Annotated in this window: 16 protein-coding genes; 12 read left to right on the top strand and 4 right to left on the bottom strand. The window is 41.7% G+C overall.

Features of this window, described 5'->3' with window-relative positions; genetic code table 11:
* Window positions 1-114 precede the first annotated feature (114 nt).
* The 10 genes from EPB74_RS04340 to EPB74_RS04385 all read left to right on the top strand — a co-directional run bounded on the left by EPB74_RS04340 (window position 115) and on the right by EPB74_RS04385 (window position 10842).
* The gene (locus EPB74_RS04340) at window positions 115-591 is read left to right on the top strand and encodes a pilus assembly FimT family protein (protein ID WP_274902973.1); all 477 of its coding nucleotides are present in this window, start codon (window positions 115-117) and stop codon (window positions 589-591) included.
* Window positions 591-1280: a type IV pilus modification protein PilV gene (gene pilV, locus EPB74_RS04345; RefSeq protein WP_274902974.1), complete on the top strand. Its 690-nt coding sequence runs from the start codon at window positions 591-593 to the stop codon at window positions 1278-1280. The genes EPB74_RS04340 and pilV overlap by 1 nt, the downstream gene beginning before the upstream one ends.
* The gene (locus EPB74_RS04350; protein WP_274902975.1) at window positions 1280-2221 is read left to right on the top strand and encodes a PilW family protein; all 942 of its coding nucleotides are present in this window, start codon (window positions 1280-1282) and stop codon (window positions 2219-2221) included. Before pilV ends, EPB74_RS04350 begins: the two co-directional genes overlap by 1 nt.
* A gap of 42 nt (window positions 2222-2263) precedes the next feature.
* A complete protein-coding gene (locus tag EPB74_RS04355; protein WP_274902976.1) occupies window positions 2264-3097 on the top strand; it encodes a pilus assembly protein PilX in 834 nt (277 codons plus the stop codon).
* A gap of 79 nt (window positions 3098-3176) precedes the next feature.
* The gene (locus EPB74_RS04360; protein WP_274902977.1) at window positions 3177-6956 is read left to right on the top strand and encodes a PilC/PilY family type IV pilus protein; all 3780 of its coding nucleotides are present in this window, start codon (window positions 3177-3179) and stop codon (window positions 6954-6956) included.
* A 77-nt stretch (window positions 6957-7033) separates the two neighbouring features.
* Window positions 7034-7606, top strand: a complete 573-nt coding sequence (locus tag EPB74_RS04365) for a type IV pilin protein (RefSeq protein WP_274902978.1) — start codon at window positions 7034-7036, stop codon at window positions 7604-7606.
* Window positions 7606-8058, top strand: coding sequence for a type IV pilin protein (locus tag EPB74_RS04370; protein WP_274902979.1), 453 nt, complete (start codon window positions 7606-7608; stop codon window positions 8056-8058). Before EPB74_RS04365 ends, EPB74_RS04370 begins: the two co-directional genes overlap by 1 nt.
* A gap of 306 nt (window positions 8059-8364) precedes the next feature.
* A complete protein-coding gene (locus tag EPB74_RS04375; protein WP_274902980.1) occupies window positions 8365-8868 on the top strand; it encodes a pilin in 504 nt (167 codons plus the stop codon).
* A gap of 142 nt (window positions 8869-9010) precedes the next feature.
* Window positions 9011-10201: a serine hydrolase domain-containing protein gene (locus tag EPB74_RS04380; RefSeq protein ID WP_274902981.1), complete on the top strand. Its 1191-nt coding sequence runs from the start codon at window positions 9011-9013 to the stop codon at window positions 10199-10201.
* Window positions 10202-10332: 131 nt separating this feature from the next.
* Window positions 10333-10842 carry a pilin gene (locus EPB74_RS04385; protein WP_274902982.1) on the top strand — a complete coding sequence of 170 codons (510 nt, stop codon included), beginning with the start codon at window positions 10333-10335 and terminating at the stop codon, window positions 10840-10842.
* A 106-nt stretch (window positions 10843-10948) separates the two neighbouring features.
* On the opposite strand, the gene fdxA is transcribed toward EPB74_RS04385, so the two are convergent.
* Both fdxA and mutS read right to left on the bottom strand, forming a co-directional pair.
* Window positions 10949-11272 carry a ferredoxin FdxA gene (fdxA, locus tag EPB74_RS04390; RefSeq protein ID WP_079690776.1) on the bottom strand — a complete coding sequence of 108 codons (324 nt, stop codon included), beginning with the start codon at window positions 11270-11272 and terminating at the stop codon, window positions 10949-10951.
* Window positions 11273-11364: 92 nt separating this feature from the next.
* Entirely contained in the window at window positions 11365-14493 is a 3129-nt protein-coding gene (gene mutS / locus EPB74_RS04395) for a DNA mismatch repair protein MutS (RefSeq protein WP_274902984.1), read from the bottom strand.
* A gap of 323 nt (window positions 14494-14816) precedes the next feature.
* Here mutS and secA point away from each other — a divergent pair, with 323 nt between their 5' ends.
* Both secA and EPB74_RS04405 read left to right on the top strand, forming a co-directional pair.
* Window positions 14817-17606 (top strand): preprotein translocase subunit SecA, encoded by a 2790-nt coding sequence (secA, locus tag EPB74_RS04400; RefSeq protein ID WP_274902985.1) that lies wholly within the window; start codon window positions 14817-14819, stop codon window positions 17604-17606.
* A 173-nt stretch (window positions 17607-17779) separates the two neighbouring features.
* Window positions 17780-18304, top strand: a complete 525-nt coding sequence (locus tag EPB74_RS04405) for a hypothetical protein (RefSeq protein WP_274902986.1) — start codon at window positions 17780-17782, stop codon at window positions 18302-18304.
* A gap of 159 nt (window positions 18305-18463) precedes the next feature.
* Here EPB74_RS04405 and EPB74_RS04410 read toward each other — a convergent pair whose 3' ends face one another.
* Together EPB74_RS04410 and EPB74_RS04415 are read right to left on the bottom strand one after the other, a co-directional pair.
* Window positions 18464-19132 (bottom strand): YsnF/AvaK domain-containing protein, encoded by a 669-nt coding sequence (locus tag EPB74_RS04410; protein ID WP_274902988.1) that lies wholly within the window; start codon window positions 19130-19132, stop codon window positions 18464-18466.
* A 275-nt stretch (window positions 19133-19407) separates the two neighbouring features.
* Complete coding sequence (locus EPB74_RS04415; RefSeq protein ID WP_079690780.1) at window positions 19408-20256, bottom strand: DUF2382 domain-containing protein; 849 nt, start codon at window positions 20254-20256, stop codon at window positions 19408-19410.
* Window positions 20257-20550: the final 294 nt, after the last annotated feature.

Here is a 20550-nt window from a genome sequence, read left to right on the forward strand (position 1 = left end):
TTGTTGAATATATCAACAATATTCAGTGACAGCTTGCTTAAATATTAGGTGTTCATTGCTAATGTGAATCTAGCTCTAGTTAGAAACGCTGGCAGTTATAAATAGGGATTTGATGTGAACGCATCTGCGAACAATCTACCACAACAATTACGAATGACCAGCTCAGGGTTTACCCTGATTGAGCTGATGGTAACGATTGCCGTGCTTGCCATTATTGTAAGTATCGCTGCGCCTAACATCAGTAACCAGCTTGCTAATCAAAGAGTGAAGTCAACTACGGCTACATTGGCCAATGCTTTAAAAGAGGCTAAAGTTGAGAGTATTATTCGTCGTCAAAATCTTACTTTTACATATAATAATAATGGTACAAATACAGGAAGTATTAGTATCGCAAATATTTCAAGCCATAGCTATAGCGCTAAAAGTACTATCACCGACTCCGAGTCTAAAAATCCTATTACCTTCGAACCGAGTAAGCGTGTTGAGTCAACTACCTACACCATTTGTGATGAGAATGCTGCTGCAACACCACGACAGGTGAGTATTAGTAAGCTTGCCAATATCAGCATTAAGTCAGGAGGGGCGTGTTAATGAAAAACGAAATGCATCAACAGGGAGTAGGTCTAGTTGAAGTGCTGGTTGCCGTCTTATTATTATCCGTCGCAGTATTAGGCTTTAGTGCCCTACAGGTTAAAGCCATCAGTGCAACTGATGAGAGCTTAGTGCGTACCAAATCGCTGACGATTATACGTAATTTAGCAGAAGTGATGCGTGCTTATCCTGAAGCCTACGTCACAGGTAGCGGCACAGCTTTCACTGCTGCCTCATCAAGCGATGCCACAGCTGTACCAACTATACAAGCAGTTATCAGTAGCTCAGCGACTGATACAGTTACTGTTTCTAGTAAAAAAATCAAAGATGATGGTACTGTTGTTACAGATACTAAGGTAATAAGCGTTCTTGCTACAGGCGATAATTGCTTATCGACAGGATTTAAAACGGTTAAGGGCAAAAAAGTACCAGAACAGTCGTGCAGTATGCATCAGCTTGCTGCTCGAGACGCATTGATGATCAAAAAAATGGTAGCTGATGAAGAAATTAATCTTGCGATTACGACTTGTCCTGGTACAACAGTACAGTCGATCCAGCAGCAGATGTGTATTATCACCGCATGGAATGATACTAAAGCACTGTTAGATGATACAGATAAACAAGCTTGTGCGAATACGAATGGCATTTATAAAACAGGCAATCACTGTATCATATCGGAGGCTTATTGATGAATCGCTATTATACTCCTAGCAATCGCGTTCACTCATCTGGCTTTACCCTCATTGAGCTGATGATCTCACTGGTATTAGGTTTGCTGATATCAGCAGCAGTGATACAAGTTTATATGATAAATGTGCGTACAGTTACTGTGCAGCAGAGTGCATCCGAAGTGCAGGACAGTACTATCTTTGCCTTGCAATCTCTTGATGATCATATTCGTATTGCCAATTTGGGTAACCTTGAGAGTAGTATTAATGATACAACCAATCATGGTGGCATCGTATTAACCACCACTAATTTGGGCGCTAGTAATACCACAGATAGCAAATATTTCACCAAAAGTAATGGCACTACAGGATGGGCAGGTCCCTCAAATATAACAGGTATCAATAGTGACCAATTAACTATTCAATATAAGAATATCACGCCCAATACTTTATATGACTGTAAAGGCAAAGGTATCGCTGCTGGTAGTAGTGATTGGGTCGTTGAGCGTTATTTTGTACGTTTGGATACTGGTGCTACGGCTGGCACGGGATTACAAGACTTAGTACTGGCTTGTGATGCCGGTCGTATCGACGACGAGGGTAACGTCACCACCCCTTTTAATGGGAATGGTGAAGTAATAATAGGCGCTATCGATCAGTTTCAAGTGCTGTTAGGGACTCTGACTGATATTAGTCAGCTGAGCTACTTACCCGCCAAGACCTACTTAGAGCTGACAGACAAGCCTGCAATTACTACGGTTAAGCTAGGTGTTATCGTGCGTAGTACTACACCCCTGATAGCAGATGCAGATAAAACTGAATTTAACGTGCTCGGGGTAGCGCAGAATTTAAAAACAGATACCACTACTGGCAAATACTATCGCCGTAGTTATGAGTCAACTGTCTTATTACGTAACGCTCGTGTCATGTCAGTGACTGCTGTGTCACCAGTTACGCCATAGTATTAATCAATAGATAGTGCGTCACTATAAAAAGAGGGCTATATGTCAAATCATCCACAGTATAAATACCCAGCCACTTACCCATCAACTCAACAAGGTGCTGTGTTGATAGTGGTATTGCTGTTTTTGGTTTTGATTATATTAGCGGGTGTTATCGCGGTTAAACAAAGTACCACTGATCTAAAGCTCGCCACTAGCGATCAGATTAATGCCTTGCTACTACAGTCAGCGGACAATGCCAATCAAAGTATAGAACAAAGTATCAACGGTAGTAGTGACTCTGACATCTATCAAGCTATGATGTCACGCTCAGGTCCATTTGGGCACTTTGTATTAGATACCAACAGCACCAACCATGAGTATGTCTTTTGTTTTCGTCCGCGAGATCGGTTTTTTGATATCAATAGAACCACGATATTATTACCTGATGGCAGTAATATATTAGGTGATGGTAACGGTTATTGTAATACGTCGAGTAAAGACGACTACGCCAGTAACCGTAATACAAGTATGACTCAGGTTAATATTACTCTGACACCGCCTGATGCAGATAATGAAGCTTTTGGTAGCTATACGATTGGACAAGACAGCGGTACGATTTCAAGTCAAGCTTATACTTTTGATATTAATAATACCTCTATCCTACCCGCCTATGCAGATGCAAAAGTAGGTAACAAAAACTGCTTTGAGCAAACCAGTAGAGTGACCGCGGCGACGAGTAAAAGTACTGATACTATTGGTGGTTGTATGTCAAAAGCGGGTGTTCCTAGCACAGTACTATATGAGCAAGCCAACGTCGAAAACTTATCACTGCGTACCAAATGTGTTGATTTTGGTAAAGGTAGTGTTCTACTTTGTACGTTGCCATCGAGTTGATAAATTATTGTTAGTTTAGGTTTGTAGCAATATTATAGTATGGTTAAACAACCGCATTAATAAGTATAAGGAATAGGTCATGAAACATGTAAAAAACAAGAGGTTTAACCGACAGTCATGGCCTATTAAAGCTTTAGCTGCCGCAGTGATAGTGAGTCTGACTGGTACGTTGGTTCAGGCTAATAGTACTACCGGTAGAAAGCCTATTGGAGATCTAGAGATTTATACAGCGGCCAAGCCCGGTACAGCAACTGTTTTTATGATGCTTGATACCTCAGGCAGTATGGACAAAAGAAGTATTAGAGATGACTATGGAAACAGTTGGAGCGCTAGTTGTACGGAGAGAGAGAAACAAGTTGATAAAATAAAAGCTGTTGTTTACAAGCGTAAGAAAAAGCTTACAGCCACTGGTGCGGTTTATAAAGATGAGGATGGCAAAGAAGTCCTCATTCAAGATAAAGATAATGTCCAAGCGAATATTATCTTTACACCTATAGGGTGTGAGTCTAACAGTCAGATACGTTACTCTAGGATGGTGCGTCTACAAATAGCCCTTATTGAGTTATTGGCAGATGACATCTATGACAACAATGACAACTTAAAAGCTACTGGTTCCTTATCAGACGATTATGAAGTAGGCTTAGGTAACTTTAGTCCTAGTGGAAGCGTTGACTTAGGTAGGGTTTTAGTACCAACTAGAGCGTTGATTCCTGAGCAGCGCGTAGATTTGATTAATAGTATTCCAGGTTTACAACCAGTTAGTTGGACACCAACAGCCCATGCACTAGCGGAATCCGGTGCTTATATGATGGGAACGACAACTTGGGTCTCATCAAGTTATAAAAAATATAGTGGCATGGAATATTCTGTAAATGCTGCAAAAAAATCAGCTACACCGGCCATAGGTAATCAAACCTATGACTCTCCTTTAAGTGATAAGGAGTGTAGCGGTAATGGTATTTATCTGTTGACTGATGGTGAGCCTAATAGAAGTACTAATGCTAGAGCAAAAGCTTTGATGAATAAATCATTATCGTATTCCCCAGCTTTATCAGTGAATAGCTGTAATGGTTTATCAGGGGGCAATTCTGAAGGTGCATGGGGCTGTATGGCTGATTATGCGGCTCTGCTACGCAATCCTGTTAATAACCCAAAAAGCCTACCGATCAAAACCGCGACAGTAGGCTTTGGTAAAGACTTCGCTGGGCTGACCGGCACGCGTGAAATCATCATCAATGGTGAATCAAAAGCAGTGGTTGACTGTAATAGTGGTACTGCAAACCAAGATACTCGTAACTTATGTAAGCTTGGTGAGCGTAAAGGTGATAATGAGGTCAAGACCTTTGGTGATGGTGGCTTCTATTATACTGAGGAATCATCAGATATTGCAGCCAGTATTGTTGACTTTGCCTCGGGCCTTGTACAGATAATAAATACCGCGCCTTCAGGTACCATTACCATTCCCGACGATCCTTATCGTGCTGCTAATCAGCTACCATATGCCTATTTACCAATGTTAGACCCCGATATCAATTCAGGGGCGACTATTTGGAAAGGCAACCTAAAAAAGTATGATCTTGATAAAGGCACATTGTTCGGAAAAGGTAGTAATCAGCCGCTATATAAAGATGTTGCTGGTAATCTGAATGAAAACACTCAAGATTTATGGCAAACGGTCAACTTTACAGTAGAAGGAAGTGCCGCCAACAATAATATTGCAGCGGGTGGCGTTTATGCTCAGTTGCGTGCGCCAAATTCAGGTCTTGGTAGTGTACGTAGCTTATATGTCGAGGATTATAGCTCAATTAGTAATCATTCGCCGACCTTGCGTAAACTAAGCGTAAATAGCAGTGGTAAGCCGCAAGGGTTTAATCTATTGGTGGATACTGACACTTATACGCAGCTTAATAAGCGTCGGCTGCTTAGCTTTTTAGGATTTGAGGTCGTACTAACCAATTATGGTGACGAAACACCCGTTGAACAATTAATATTGACTAAGCCAATTAGGGCGACCAAAGTCTTAGGCGGGGTTGTACACTCAAAGCCTGCAGCCATATCGTATAGCTCAACTCTAGATGACAATGGCCGTATTACCGACACTCGTGATGACTATGTGTTGTTTGGCTCTATGGATGGCGCTTTGCATATAGTTGATGCTGATGATGGTAAAGAAGAAGTCGCTATTATTCCTAAAATTATGTTTAAAGAGCAACCAGAAGCCTTGGTTGATGATTCAATTAAAGATAAAGCTGGTGAACCCTACTTTGGGGTTGATGCACCGTGGCTGGTGATGACTGACTATGATTATGATTTAGAATCTACTGTTAAAAAAGTTACCGTTGATACCTCAACTGGCAAAGGTATGTTCGCTTATGGCGGTCTGCGTATGGGTGGCGAGGCATTCTACGGCCTTGATATAACTGATAAGTCTAATCCGAAGGTATTGTTTACTTTTAACCCAGAAGGGCGCAACAACACCACAAACAATATAAACTTCGAGCGCTTGGGTCGTATTTGGAGTAAGCCCACCGCCGCAAAGGTTCGTTTAAATAAAGACGATGAGCCGATTGATGTATTGGTATTTGGTGGTGGCTATGACATGAAATATGAAAATGATGACTATGCGGCGACTACTGAAGAGCCTGCTCGTGGTAATGCGATCTATATGGTTGATGCTAAAACAGGCTTTTTAATATGGTCTACCAGTAGTAGTGCGCAGCCTAGTATTAGCGGATATAAAAAGACGCCTAATATGATTCATAGTGTCGTTGGCGAGATTACCGTATTAGACCGCGATAATGATGGTTTGATGGATCACCTGTACGCTGCTGACTTAGGCGGTCAGGTATTCCGAGCGGATTTTCAAAATGCGCGCCCAGCTAAATTTGGTTTTAATGCAGTAGCTAAATTTTCAAACAAACAGATCACACGCATACTTAATGTTGCACCTACTAGTGACAGTAAGCTTGCCTATCGTTTCTACGAACGCCCTATAGTTAGCTTTTATCGTAATGAAGGTATAAGTGATCAGACGATTGCTAATAACGGCAAACTATTTGGGATGGTCAACGTCATCTCAGGCAACCGTAGTGCGCCATTATCAGTATTGCGTAACGATAACAGTTATGCTAATCGTGTCTACGGTATTATCGATACCGATATTACGGGTGAGGACGTATTTAAAAGTGACTTTGATGCCACTGTCAAAGATTTGACTGAAAGTAAACTGACCAATTTAGCTACTGCGCTTGGTAGTGTTGCTAACGAATCTAAGAAGAAAGGTGCAAAGGCAGAGATGATTGCAGGTACCAAGCACGGCTGGTACTATCCGCTGACCCGTTTCGATGGCTATAATAATGTTCGATATAATAAAGGTGTTGGTGATAGTGTGGTCGTCAATAACTTGTTATATACCACTGTCTATAATCCTGACAAGCAGTATGGCACAGTCGCTAGTTGTGCGGCTAAGATTTCAGGTGGCTCAGAGCGTCAGATGTACTGTCTACCTTATGGTATCTGCATGGAAGATACTTCAGTAACAGGTACTGGTGGGTATATCCCCGCTGGCCAAGGTATCCAAGAGCTGACTCTTGGTGCATATAATAAAGACAGTACCGATATAAAAGTGCTGATTGGAACGACCAGCATTACTGACCGTATAGAAGCTGCCAAACGCGCAGGTTATGGTTCAGACGGCACGGGTAGCGTTAAAAACGACAGCAATATTAAAGATTTATATCCGGGTGAAGATGTGGGTAAACGACCTACCTTGGTAGGTGGTGATGGTAGCGCTGCTGAGTATCTCTTCAATGAACGCTATACATTGCAGCCAAAAGCATGGTATCAGCAAAAACAGTAACCGTGCATCGTTATCAGCATAGGTTTAAGAGTGCTACTCATCAGTATATTATAAGACGTTGGTAGAGGATGCCGTATATGAGACAGACGATAAGTGCGCCCGTGCGTAGCGGTATCTGTGGTTTTACTTTAATAGAGCTGATGGTGGTGATTTCTATTATTAGCATCTTAGCCGCTATCGCTGTGCCAAGCTATCGGCGCTATGCTGTTATGAATGCTGAGCATGAAACCCAAGCCAAGATGATGCAGCTGCAATTGCAGATGGAGCGCTGGCGTGCCTCGGCATTGACCTATCAAGGGTTTCAGCCACAACAGTCTATCGCCAGTGATGGCACGGTAACTTATGGCTATGCAGACGCCGCTAACAAAATTATCTATGTCCCCGATGGTAGCGATGCTACCAATTACCGTTATCAGATTACCCTAGTCGATGGCATTGATACGGGTAACTCGCTGACCCCTGCCATTGCCGCAACCGTTGATACCATCACTGGCAGGTCATGGAAGATGCTTGCCGTACCCAATCCTGCAGGCATTACCAAAAATGCTAGCACTATCATGCTAAGCAGCAGTGGTACACGCTGTCAACATAAAACCAATACGATAGCGATTGCTGATGCCAATTGCGGTGCGAATGAGGAAACTTGGTGATGATAGTAAATTTTAATAAATGTGAGTTAGTTAAGCATAAGTCTGCCAATCATCATGGTTTTACATTGATGGAGCTGATGATAGTCGTCGCTATCATCGGTATATTGGCTGCTATCGCTTATCCAAGTTATCAACAATACGTCATCAAATCCAAACGTACCGATATGATGAGTGAGATGCACAATATTGCTTCCCAAATTGAAAGCCGCAAATTGGCACAAGGTACGTATAGTAATGCCCTAACTACAGGTCTGGGCGGGGACTTTCCTAAACAAGGTAATGCGTTATATGCGATTACCTTTACTCCCAATCCACTCACCTCCGAGTGGGTAATTACTGCTACCCCAAAAGCTAATACCCAAATGGTAACTGATGGAACACTAAGCCTAAATTATCAAAATAATAAATGCCGTGGTAGTGTTTGTGGTACTGATAATAAGTGGAATGATTAGAAACTCCCCCTAAATTCTGACAATTATTGTCAGCGTAGTTAACTATTTACTAACGATAATAGGTACATTGACAATTTTTGGTAAGTTAAGCGTAACATTAGCTATTGTAGAAAATTGAGTCAAATGCTTATTGCTCTATAAATCGTGTGATCTATCAATTAATAAACAATAATCATAGTTATACTTATAATTTTGGCACGCTATATGCATCAATTATAATAAGAGAAATATATTATATCCCTAAAGATAAAATGCGGCTGTATCAATAATAGCCACTTATCTTTATATACCCCAAAAGGAGTTCTTATGAACACTGCTCAAAAAGGTTTTACCTTAATCGAACTAATGATCGTTGTTGCTATTATCGGTATTCTAGCTGCGATCGCTATTCCTCAGTATCAGAACTATATTACTAAATCACAAGTTAGCCGTGTAATGGGCGAAACTGGTGCTATTAAAACAGCAGTAGAAGACTGTGTAAACTCTGGTAAAGAAACTGGTTCAGCTGCTGGTAACTGTACGGCTGCCGATTTAGGATTAACAGCTTCCAATTTATTGGGTGCTGCAGTTGGTGGAGAAACAGCTGAAGGTGCTAAGGCAGCAACTCCAAAAGTTAATATTAATACAGATGGTAGCGCAAAAATCCAAGGTAAATTTGGTAATAATGCCTCTGCTAACTTAAAAGGTGAAACTCCTAAGTTATTAGTTTGGTCACGTAGTACATCTGGTAGCTGGTCATGTGATACGAATGTTGAAGCTAAATATGCTCCTAATGGTTGTACTACAGGTGGTACTCTAACAGCATTCTAATATAAATAATTATTTTTAAAAATTCGCTATAAAAAAGCCAAGTGTATACTTGGCTTTTTTTGTGGTTTTTTTAATAGCTTATCAATGAATCTAAAAATCCTATTTTACTTTAAGAATCTAATTATTAAGATGACATAACCTAATGTTTCAAAAAATTAAATTGACAGATATTGTTATTGTTATTGTTATTGTACTTATTGCTATTATTATTGGTTACTATTATGGTAACTCGTTAGCACGTAATAAGTTATGGGTTAGAAGTTATCCTATTCGCGCTCAGTTGTCGCTTACTAATATCAGCTGTAGTAACGATAGCCCATCATGGCTTGCCGACATCCTCAAACACCAAACCAAAAATAATAACGCGCCCGCCAATCAAATTGCTTATATTGACCCAAATGGCACACTGCATCATTGTGAAAATGGCTATGTGGGCGACTATCCGCTGCTATCGGATAGCGTCACCGAGCAGACACGTTTTCGCTATGCTAGTGTTACTAAATTATGGACAGCAGATGCCATTTTAAACCTAATCAAAGCGGATAAACTGACGCTAGATACCACGCTGTCGAGCCTCTTACCTGAGATTGATACGCCAAAAGATGCGCGTATCAGCGAAATTACCATCCGTCAGTTATTATCACACCGTGCAGGCTTTAACCGCTATAGTGTATTTGGTCAGGATATGTTTGGTATTGGCAAAGACATTTGTCCTAATAATTTAAATGGTCTGAATGATATACAGTTAGGTTTTGATCCTGATAGCAAGACCAGCTATTCCAATTTAGGCTATTGCCTACTAGGTGAGGTGATTAGTCGACTAAATGAGGACAAATCCTATAAAGATGTGATTAAAAAGCAATATAACTTTGCTGATAGTCGTATTCAGTTTGTCTCAAACAGCGCTATGAGCGATGAGGTAACCTATAACTATGTCGAGACGGGACTGACGGGTTATGCCGATATCTATACTGCTTTTGATTATGATGGATTAGCATCAGCAGCAGGACTTTCGGGTAATGCGATAGACTTAGCCAAACAAGTACATGTCATGGCAGCCAAGCTTGATCCCAATATTATGTCACTGGATAATGACGTAGTCTGTAATGGTCGCGATATAACAGAGGAATGTTATGGTTATGCGATGCTCCCTTATCAACCAAATTCGCAATCTGCCACTGTTTATTATCGAGATGGTAGTTTATTAGGGTTATCAACCTTAGTTGCGATAGATGAGCGTGGTAGTGTGGTGGCGTTATTGAGTAACGGCACGCCAGATACGGGCGTAGATCATAATGTCAAAACGAAGATATATGAGTATTTGAATCGCTAAGCTTTATCGTTAACGCTGCTATTATTTTACCAAAAAAAGCCAAACATGACGTATGGCTTTTTTAATGTAAATTTACTAATGGCATACCGTGTGCACTATTAGGTTAACATTGATAACTTGATATAAACGTTATGACTACTATTAAAACGACTCAAAATCGTCACTTGCTGACCCAAACTGGCTTTACACTGATTGAGCTAATGATCGTTGTCGCTATTATAGGTATATTAGCGGCGATTGCTATTCCTCAGTATCAAATTTATATCGGTAAAACCCAAGCGACGAGAGTAATTAATGAGTTAGGGCAATTAAGGCTAACGGTAGAAGAATGTATACAAATAGGTAGAACAGTGATTGGACTAGGTACTGATGAGTGTGATCCACGCGCATCAGGGTCTAATTTGATAGTAGGTAGCTCACAAGTAGGGGTGGTTTTACCCAATAACATGGGCGTAGCGCAAATTACTAATCCGCTGGTATTAACCACCAGTATCACCGGTACTGTATCGACACAAGTGAACCCAAGATTGGCAGGCAAAAAAATAAAATGGCTACATACCAGTGCTGGCTCATGGAGTTGTAGGAGTAATATAGAGGCTCTTTATTTACCTAATTCATGTAGTTATGACGCTAGTCTGTAGATTTATTGCTGTTCAATAAAAAAACCACCTATCAGCCCTTTATATTTAATGGCCATTAGGTGGTTTTTTTATTACCTCAATATATTGAGCAGTTATAAAGAGCCAGCTACTTCTCTAAATACTGGATCTTACCTTCCACCCCATCCCACTTTTCAGCTTCTGGCAATTGCCCTTTCATCTCGGTGATGTTTGGCCATTTTTGCGCCAGCTCTTCATTCAGCTGGGTAAATTGCTCTTGGCCTTTGGGTACTTCATCTTCTGAGAAGATAGCATTGGCAGGACATTCAGGCTCGCATAGCGCGCAGTCAATGCACTCATCAGGGTCAATGACGAGGAAGTTCGGTCCTTCATAAAAGCAGTCCACAGGACAGACTTCCACACAGTCGGTATATTTGCAAAGAATGCAGTTCTCTGTAACGACAAAGGTCATAGTACTGTCTACCTGTTATTGGCTTAAGGCTAAATAGAATGGTTTGAAATAAGGCGTATTTTAACGCTTTTACGCCTATTTGACAAATCCCTTTAATGACTAATGATTTTCTTCAGATGATACAGTAAATCGTGCGCTTGCTTGGGTGTTAGACTGTCAGGATCAATTGCACTTAGTTCATCTTGTAAGCTAAACAATTGATTTTGCTGTGGAATGTTAATTATACTTTGATTTTCTTTAACATTCATTGAATTTACTTTCTCTGTCCAGCTAGGTTGAGCGGGTGAGCTTTTATCCTTTAATGACTTAGCTAAGTCATTTTTGTCATCAACTTTATCAATTATAACTTTGTCGTTATCCTCTTTAAGACTATCTATCTTTAAGTTATCTACTAAATAACGCTTGGCATCATTAATCACTTGGGTAGGAATCCCTGCCATTTTCGCCACATGTAATCCAAAGCTAGAGCTTGCTGCGCCCTCACGGATTTGATGCAGTAGCAGCAGTTGACCATCGATTTCACTGGCGGCAACATGGACATTGCGAATGCTGCTGTGAATATTATTGGTACTTTCTGCCAATTTTGTCAGTTCAAAATAATGGGTGGCAAATAATGTCAGGCAGCCAATCTCGACCAGTCGATTGACGCAAGCATGGGCGATTGCCAATCCATCAGTGGTTGCCGTGCCGCGTCCGACTTCATCCATTAGCACCAGCGATTTATTGGTCGCTTGATTGAGAATATTAGCGGTTTCAATCATCTCAACCATAAAGGTTGATTTGCCGCCCGCCAAGTCATCGGCCGAGCCAATACGAGTAAAGATGCGGTCAATATCGCCAATATAAGCACTAGCTGCTGGGACAAAGCTACCGCAATGTGCAAGCAGGACAATCAATGCCGTTTGGCGCATATAGGTCGATTTACCACCCATATTAGGACCGGTAATCATTAATAATCGCTCAAGATTTGCATCACTGCCTAATGCACAATCATTGGCAACAAAATGACTGCTATGTTTGGCAGTGCTGTTTTGATTAACGATATTACCAGCATTGACTGGATTTAGTGCAGCTTCGACAACGACATGACGACCTGCTTTGATATCAATACTGGTTTGAATGCCAGTCATTGAGCTGTCTTTATTCTTCGACTCGTTACTCATCGATGGTCGTTGCCAGTGATAAGTTATAGCGAGCTGTGCCCAATTACTAAGTACGTCTATTTGTGCAATCGCTGTGCTTAGCTGTTGTAATTCGGCTAAATGGCTGTTTAAAATAGTTAACAGTTCATTATATAGCTGCTTTTCACGAGTTAGAGCTAAACTTTGTGCGCTTAGATATTCAGTTTCAACCGTTTTTAGCTCATCAGTGATAAAGCGCTCGCTACTTTTAAGCGTTTGTCGTCTGATAAAGTGCGCAGGAGCATTTTTTGCCTGCATTTTAGGCAGCTCAAAATAAAAGCCGCTGACCTTATTAAAGCCAACTTTGAGGCTAGGCAATTGGTTATCTTGACGCGCACGCTCTAGCATCTCATCTAATGTCGTTTGGATATTGTCATGGAGATGCGTCAAACGATCAAATTCATCATCGTAACCAGCTGCTAGCATGCCGCCATCACGAATATGGGCAGGTGGTTCTATAATAATAGCGCGCTCGATTAGCTCGGCTACGGATTGTATAGCAGGTAGCTGGGCTGGCAATTGCTGCATCAGCATTGGTAATAAGCCAGTATGCTCATGGCTAATACCTGAGTCCGTCAGTAAAGTCGTGAGCTGAGCGCTACTAGAAATACCGTCGACAAGTTTGCGCAAGTCGCGAGGCTTAGCACTCATCAATCCGATACGGCTACTGATGCGTTCGATATCACCGATGGCATTGAGCGTTTCGCGTAGGTTTTGCACTAATGAGCCGCTTTCTAAATTTTGTTCAGTCGGCGTTGAGTGCTTGTCGGTCTGCAAAAGACTGGCTATCGCATCTAAGCGCAAATTAATACGCTCATGCTGACGCAGTGGGCGCTTCATTTGTTGCACGAGTAAGCGTCGCCCCATTGGCGTTTGACAATGATTGAGGACAGATATTAATGAAGTGCCGTTACTACTAACAGGGGTAAATAGCTCAAGGTTTTGCTGGCTATTAGCATCGATAATTAAATAGTCGTCGCTATATTCGACGATAAGCTGATTGACTTGTGGCACATGACGTTGCTGAGTTTGCCGTGCGTAATGAATAAGCGCCGCACAGCTAGATTGAGCCAGTGGCGCATTGCTAATCCCTAAGCCATCGAGACGTTGCACCTCAAACTGTTGGCACAAAGTCGTGCTGGCATGGTCACGGTGAAAGTCGTTGGCAGCCACTTCGATAATAGGGCAGTCCAAACTTTGACGTAGCCATAGCAACCAGCCTTCACCAATATCACCACGACTGTCACCGAGCGCTTCGCTAATGATACATTCACTAGGGGCAAAGCGTGCCAATACCGTCAGCATTTGCGTTTGTAAGGCTTCAATATCATCATGGCTGTTATTGTAGCTAGCACTAAGCGTTTGCGTGGTTAAAGTCCCAGCGGCTAAATCCATTTGGCTGATAGCTGCTTGTAAGGGTTGTTTACTGTTTGCTTTAGGAATCAAGATATCAATAGCGACCACAGTCGGGGTGTGATTGGGCGCAATGAGTGCATCATCAGTAATCGTTCCAGCAGTTAATGTCTTGACCACTTCACGGCGCATAATACTGCCAGCCGCTGATTTACTTTTATCTTTTTTTTGCTTATCGCCCATCGTCGGAGCATTAGACGAGTTATTTGCATTGTCAGTGCCAGTGGCTGATTCGTCAATTTGCTCGCAGACAACCACCGTTTGCCCAGCCGCAATCAGCCTTGCCATATAGCTGTCGGCCGCATGAAAGGGTACGCCTGCCATGGCAATGGTATTACCAGCTTTATCTGTACCACGACGAGTGAGAGTGATATCCAATATCTGCGAAGCGCGCTTGGCATCATCAAAAAACAGCTCATAAAAATCGCCCATACGGTATAGCAATAATGCTTGTGGATAGTTGGCTTTCATGGTCAGATATTGCACCATCATCGGCGTATGGTCTGCCAAATGATAAACGGCATCGCCTATGACCAATGAGTCAGATGACGCTGGCACAGATTTTGAAGTGTTTTTTGAAGTCGATTTTATGGTCTTATTGGTTTGAGCAAAAGGTTTGACTGGCATGCAGGGTCTCTTATATCGCTTTTATCTTTCTCAAATAATTTGCTTAAATAATCTAAGCTTATAAGCCCTATTTTAACACGTCCTACTGTGTTTTTACGTCGGCAAATATCTACTAACTGCCCTTGTATCCATCGGCGTCATAACCATATATAATGACGTCACACTTAATTGGGCGATACTTCATTAGGCGATCCTTTATTAAACTATCTTAAATTGGATAGTAACTTGAATTGGATAGTACTTAGCCGGATGATGACAAAGCGGCAAGCTAAGCGTTGGCTAATGCGCACTAATTATCGAATATTTCCATAGGTCAAAAAATTATGTTATCAAAGATTATAGGCAGTGTCGTTGGCACCAAAAATGACCGTGAACTCAAGCGCATGCGCAAAGTGGTCAGCAAGATCAACGCACAAGAGGCTCAAGTACAAGCCCTGTCTGATGAGCAATTACAACAAAAAACCGAAGAATTTAAGGCACGGCACCAAAATGGTGAAAGCTTAGATGCATTATTACCAGAAGCTTTTGCTGTCTGCCGTGAAGCATCATTACGCGTTACCGGTATGCGTCACTATGATGTGCAGCTGATCGGTGGTATTACCTTGCACGAAGGCAAAATCGCTGAGATGAAGACCGGTGAGGGTAAAACCTTGATGGGTACCTTGGCGATGTATCTCAATGCTATCAGTGGCAAAGGCGTACATTTGGTGACGGTCAACGATTATTTGGCCGCGCGTGATGCTGAGTTAAATCGTCCATTATTTGGCTTTTTGGGCATGACGGTTGGCGTGATTTATTCGCAGCAACCGCCACAAGAAAAAGTCGATGCCTATCAAGCAGATATTACCTACGGTACCAATAACGAATACGGCTTTGATTACCTACGCGATAACATGGTCTTTAGCCTAGCCGAAAAAAAGCAGCGTCCACTGAACTTTTGTATTATTGATGAAATTGACTCTATCTTAATTGATGAAGCACGTACGCCACTGATTATCTCCGGTCAAGCCGAAGATTCATCGCGCATGTATGCACTGATTAACACTATTATTCCAGTGCTGATACGTTCAAAAGACGAAGAAGCCAATAAAAATAATGAAGAAGAAGATTTCTGGATTGATGAGAAGAATCGCCAAATTGAAATTAGTGAAAAAGGCTATGAGAAAATCGAACGCTTCTTAATCGAAGTCGGTGAGCTGGGTGAAAACGAAAGTTTATATAGCCCAATTCGTTTACCGCTTCTCGCACACGTACAAGCAGCCATTCGTGCTCACCATGTTTTTGTCAAAAACGTTCACTATATCGTCGATGATGGCGAAGTGGTTATCGTTGATGAAAATACCGGTCGTACCATGCCCGGTCGCCGTTGGTCAGAAGGTCTGCATCAAGCGGTAGAAGCCAAAGAAAACGTCGAGATTCAAGCAGAAAACCAAACGCTTGCGACGACGACATTCCAGAATTTTTTCCGTCTATACGACAAGTTATCTGGTATGACTGGTACTGCTGATACCGAAGCGGCAGAATTTAAATCAACGTATGACTTAGATGTCATCGTTATTCCAACGCATGAGCCTATTGCTCGTATCGACATGGATGACCAAATTTTCTTAACCAAGTTAGGCAAATATAAGGGTATCATCCGCGAGATTAAAGAAATTCAAGCAAAAGGTGCGCCAGTATTGGTTGGTACGGCGACGATTGAAGCTAGTGAAGAGTTGTCTTATCTGCTCGATCAAGAAGGCGTGAAGCATAATGTCTTGAATGCTAAGCAGCACGAGCGTGAAGCAGAAATCATCGCACAGGCGGGTAGCCCAAAATCGGTTACTATCGCAACCAACATGGCAGGTCGTGGTACGGATATTATCCTTGGCGGTAACTGGCAGTCGTTTATTGAAGATCCAGAATCTGTCAGCCCAGAAGAAATGCAGCGCTTAAAAGCCCAATGGCAAGTGCAACATGACCAAGTCGTGGCGGCTGGTGGCTTACATATTGTTGGCTCTGAACGTCATGAATCGCGCCGTATTGATAACCAGCTGCGTGGTCGTGCGGGTCGTCAGGGCGATCCTGGTATGTCGCGCTTCTTCTTATCATTAGAAGATGATTTGATGCGTATCTTTGCTGGTGACCGCGTGGTCAATATGATGCGAGCGATGGGTCTAAAAGAAGACGAAGCTATTGAACATAAAATGGTTTCTAAATCGATTGAAAACGCCCAAGGTAAAGTTGAGAGTCGCGATTTTGATGCGCGTAAAAACTTGCTGAAATATGATGATGTGGCCAATGAACAGCGTAAAGTTATTTATGGTCAGCGCGATGATTTATTGGCAGAGATGGATTTGCTCGAAGCCATTGAAATCATGCATCAAGAAGTCTACAACGCCATGATTAACCAGTTTATTCTGCCAGGCTCTATCGATGACCAATGGAACGTCGATGGTCTAGAGGATGAGCTTGAGAACGAATTTAAGATTACAATGCCTATTAATGATTGGCTAGATGAAGATCGCCGCTTGGATGAAGAAGGGCTACGTGCCAAAATTATCCAAACTGCCTTAGATCGCTATCATAGTCGCCGTGAGCAAATGGGTGAAAAAGATGCTGCTCAGCTTGAGCGTCACTTCATGCTCCAAAGCCTAGATAAACATTGGAAAGAGCATTTAACGCAGATGGATCAGCTGCGTAAAGGCATTCATCTACGTGGTTATGCGCAGAAAAACCCTGAGCAAGAATACAAGCGTGAGTCGTTTGAGCTCTTCCAGATGATGCTTGGGGCGATTAAATCTGAGACGGTACAAGATTTATCACGTGTGCACATTCCAACCAAAGAAGAGCTAGAGGCATTAGAAGTTCAGCAGCGTGAAAATGCTGCACATATGCAAATGCAGTTTGAGCACAATGATATCGATAACATGGATGGCGGCTTAGATGGCGCTAATGATAGAGCGGCAGCACAAAACCGTAATCTTGCCGGCTCGGCAGCCGCAGGTGCTATGGTGGGCAGTGGCAACAATGCTAATGAGCCAAATCCATATGCTGGGATGAACATCAGTCGTAATGCGCCTTGTCCATGTGGCTCAGCACTTAAGTACAAACAATGTCATGGTAAAATCTAAATATTGATAAGCAAACATTGGTAAGCTATGATAAAAAGTCCCTGTTTGAACAGGGATTTTTTATGGGCTAAATAAAATTATCAGCTGCATTGTAGCGATTGCTTACAAATTCAACATAGGCGTGCATTTATGGACACGCTATAGTGTTTAACATATTTATTTGGGAGAGTGTTGTGAATTTAGAATTATTAAAACAATTGCGTACCTCTGTGGTTATAACAAGTTTGTTGGCTGGCGCCATGACGGTTAGTGCCTGCCAACCAAAGCAAGAAACAGAGCCAAGTTTGGAAGATAGTATCAGTGAAGAGCAGTCAGTGCCCATGTCCGCTGAGCCAGCCGAACCAAGTGATGTCGTTGTAGATGCGCCCGCTAGCGAAGTGGAAGATGATACGATTGCTTCGGTCAATACAGGCGTGAATCAGATAACATATTTATGTTCACCTGAGTTGACGGTTGAAGCGACTTACAAAGATACTGACAATCAAGTGGTTATTGGTACTGCCAAAGGAACGGTAACCTTGACGAAAACCAATGATGCCAGCAACCCTGAGGTATTTGAAGCAGCAACTGCTATCGATGGTGGCGAAGGATTTGTACAGTGGCGCGTGGCTCATAAAGAACGTGAAACGGGCGTGATGCGTACTGCCGGTACGGATGCAGCCAATATAAGTACTTATGAGTGTAAGAAAACAGTATAAAATGCCGTGTAAGAATGGTTTTTATGGATAATTTGTTTTCAACGTAGCATGTGATGATCGAGATGTTGATTTTATGTTATGTTGATTATAATGCCTTATAAAAAAAGCAACGTTCGCGTTGCTTTTTTGCATTTGATAGATAAGTTCTTTAAAAATAATTTATCTCTTATGAGCGGCATTACGCTCATGCGCTAAAAACCCTTCTTCTTTGACGTCTAGCTCTTCATGTTTCAGTTCGACTTCGATGCTATCAGTATGAGTATGTGTGGTTTTCTCAATAGCTACTTCTTGGATGACATAGGTGTCTTTAGTGATAGTCGCTACTTGACGTGATAGGATTATCTCAATTGGTTCATCACCAATCTCAACCTGTTTACCATTGATGGTAACGACCGCCTTACTATCTAACGATGGCTCAACGTGACGCAAGATATCTTTATCATCATAGTTACCTGACAATAAATCTTGACTCTCGGTATCGTGATAGTCCGTCCGTATGGTCACATATTCTTCGACCAGCTCAATAGGTACTTGAATTGTTTTGGTACGAAAGTGCTTAGTAACAGTTACTTTACCAACATCTAAGCGTTCTTTGTTGATGACTGGACGCTCTTCTAATAACTCTAGATAACCACCGTTACCGTTATCAGTACCTATTAGATTGTTTGAAAGACTGCCTTTTTGATTGGCTAATATCGCCTGCTCCTGATTATCTTCAGGTAACGATAAGTCGGATGATATTAAATCATCTTTGGTACCGCTAGCAGTATTATCGGTAAAGTCAGGATAGTTATTGTCAGGATAATTGTTTTCATTATTGGCGTTCATGGTCATATTCCTTATTCTTATATATGAAAGATATTATATGCAAAAGTTAATATGGATAAAAAACGGTTAGATATAAAAAAAGACCAGAGACGGAGCTCTGGTCTTATCTACTGAGCGAGAGGCTCAGCTACTAATTTCTATCGCATAGTGGTTCTTTAAATAGTAGTTCTTTAAATAACAACACTTTAAATAACAGTGCTTTGAACAGTACGTTTAAGATAAACAGATATCTCAACTACTAATCAGATCTTGCAGCTATGCGAAAGAGTAGCGTGTTACATACCACGAGCGCGGCGTACGTCTTCGGCAGTAATGTCATCACGAGTAAAGAGATTACCATCACGGTCAATTACATTACCATCACCATCGACATCTAGCTCTTCACGCTGAATAGTTTCTACGAGAGTTTCAGTGCGATGCTCTGACGTTTTACCGACATTTACTTCTTCAGTGACATACGTCTCTTTATTCACGCGTGCACGTTCTGCTTCTAGCTCAACTTCAATGGTCTGATTACCATCGATATCACCGATACGGCGATCTGTTGGGCGATCTACATTGGTACGTTCGATATTGGCATGTTCTTCTTCTAGGTCAACATCGATATTACGCTCTTCAGTGACGACATGCTTACCAACTTTTACCAAGCCTGCGACGATACGATCTTTATTGACGGTCAAACGCTCTTCTAATAGCTCTAGCGTATTTGGCGCGTCATAGTTATGGTCGGCAATTTCCATACGCTCTGCAACTGGAACCGTATCAGCAACAAACGATTGACGGTCTTTTTCATACTGATCTTTGTAACTATATTGATAATCGTGGTCGTACACTTCCATTGCTTCTACTTGCGCTTGGGTTAAGCTATCAAAGAAGACATCATCACCAACGATACGTGCCAAACCTGCTGGTACTAGCACTTCTTTTGAGCTGAACCAACCGCCCACATCAACGATTAAATAACGGATGCGACCAGTGGTATCTTCTACCAATGCGCCATCAATCTTACCAATTTTTTCTTCATTAACACCATAGGCTGTTTTGCCTGTTGGATCATAATAGTCATCACCGATAAGGTCGTGGTGAGTAGCTTGAATATCTTTTAAACGAATTAGTTGGCTCATTATTATCTTCCTTTTATATGAGTAAATTAATAATTATTTTAAATTTACATTACTAGAAAACGAATAATCGTTTTGCTAATAAGTGGGTCTACTAAACTAAGGATGGTAGCAAAGTACGTTAAGCCGTCTTTGCATCAACTTGTAATCATCGTAACAGCTGAATTTTCAGGGCGATATATGAGCAAGGTAGCAAAGTGTGCACTTGAGGTAATTGCGTGTAATAGGCTGTAAATGGCACAAGCCATATATAAATTTAAGTTAACGTTTTCTTACTATGATAAATAGCTCCTGCAT

Source organism: Psychrobacter sp. DAB_AL62B (genome assembly GCF_028895345.1).
Lineage (GTDB): Bacteria > Pseudomonadota > Gammaproteobacteria > Pseudomonadales > Moraxellaceae > Psychrobacter.

Coding starts and splice junctions, on each gene's coding strand:
- EPB74_RS04355 (WP_274902976.1), top strand. CDS start 2,264: ATGTCAAATCATCCACAGTATAAATACCCAGCCACTTACCCATCAACT.
- pilV (WP_274902974.1), top strand. CDS start 591: ATGAAAAACGAAATGCATCAACAGGGAGTAGGTCTAGTTGAAGTGCTG.
- EPB74_RS04410 (WP_274902988.1), bottom strand. CDS start 19,132: ATGAACGCCAATAATGAAAACAATTATCCTGACAATAACTATCCTGAC.
- fdxA (WP_079690776.1), bottom strand. CDS start 11,272: ATGACCTTTGTCGTTACAGAGAACTGCATTCTTTGCAAATATACCGAC.
- EPB74_RS04370 (WP_274902979.1), top strand. CDS start 7,606: ATGATAGTAAATTTTAATAAATGTGAGTTAGTTAAGCATAAGTCTGCC.
- mutS (WP_274902984.1), bottom strand. CDS start 14,493: ATGCCAGTCAAACCTTTTGCTCAAACCAATAAGACCATAAAATCGACT.
- EPB74_RS04385 (WP_274902982.1), top strand. CDS start 10,333: ATGACTACTATTAAAACGACTCAAAATCGTCACTTGCTGACCCAAACT.
- EPB74_RS04375 (WP_274902980.1), top strand. CDS start 8,365: ATGAACACTGCTCAAAAAGGTTTTACCTTAATCGAACTAATGATCGTT.
- EPB74_RS04350 (WP_274902975.1), top strand. CDS start 1,280: ATGAATCGCTATTATACTCCTAGCAATCGCGTTCACTCATCTGGCTTT.
- EPB74_RS04380 (WP_274902981.1), top strand. CDS start 9,011: ATGTTTCAAAAAATTAAATTGACAGATATTGTTATTGTTATTGTTATT.
- EPB74_RS04360 (WP_274902977.1), top strand. CDS start 3,177: ATGAAACATGTAAAAAACAAGAGGTTTAACCGACAGTCATGGCCTATT.
- EPB74_RS04365 (WP_274902978.1), top strand. CDS start 7,034: ATGAGACAGACGATAAGTGCGCCCGTGCGTAGCGGTATCTGTGGTTTT.
- EPB74_RS04415 (WP_079690780.1), bottom strand. CDS start 20,256: ATGAGCCAACTAATTCGTTTAAAAGATATTCAAGCTACTCACCACGAC.
- secA (WP_274902985.1), top strand. CDS start 14,817: ATGTTATCAAAGATTATAGGCAGTGTCGTTGGCACCAAAAATGACCGT.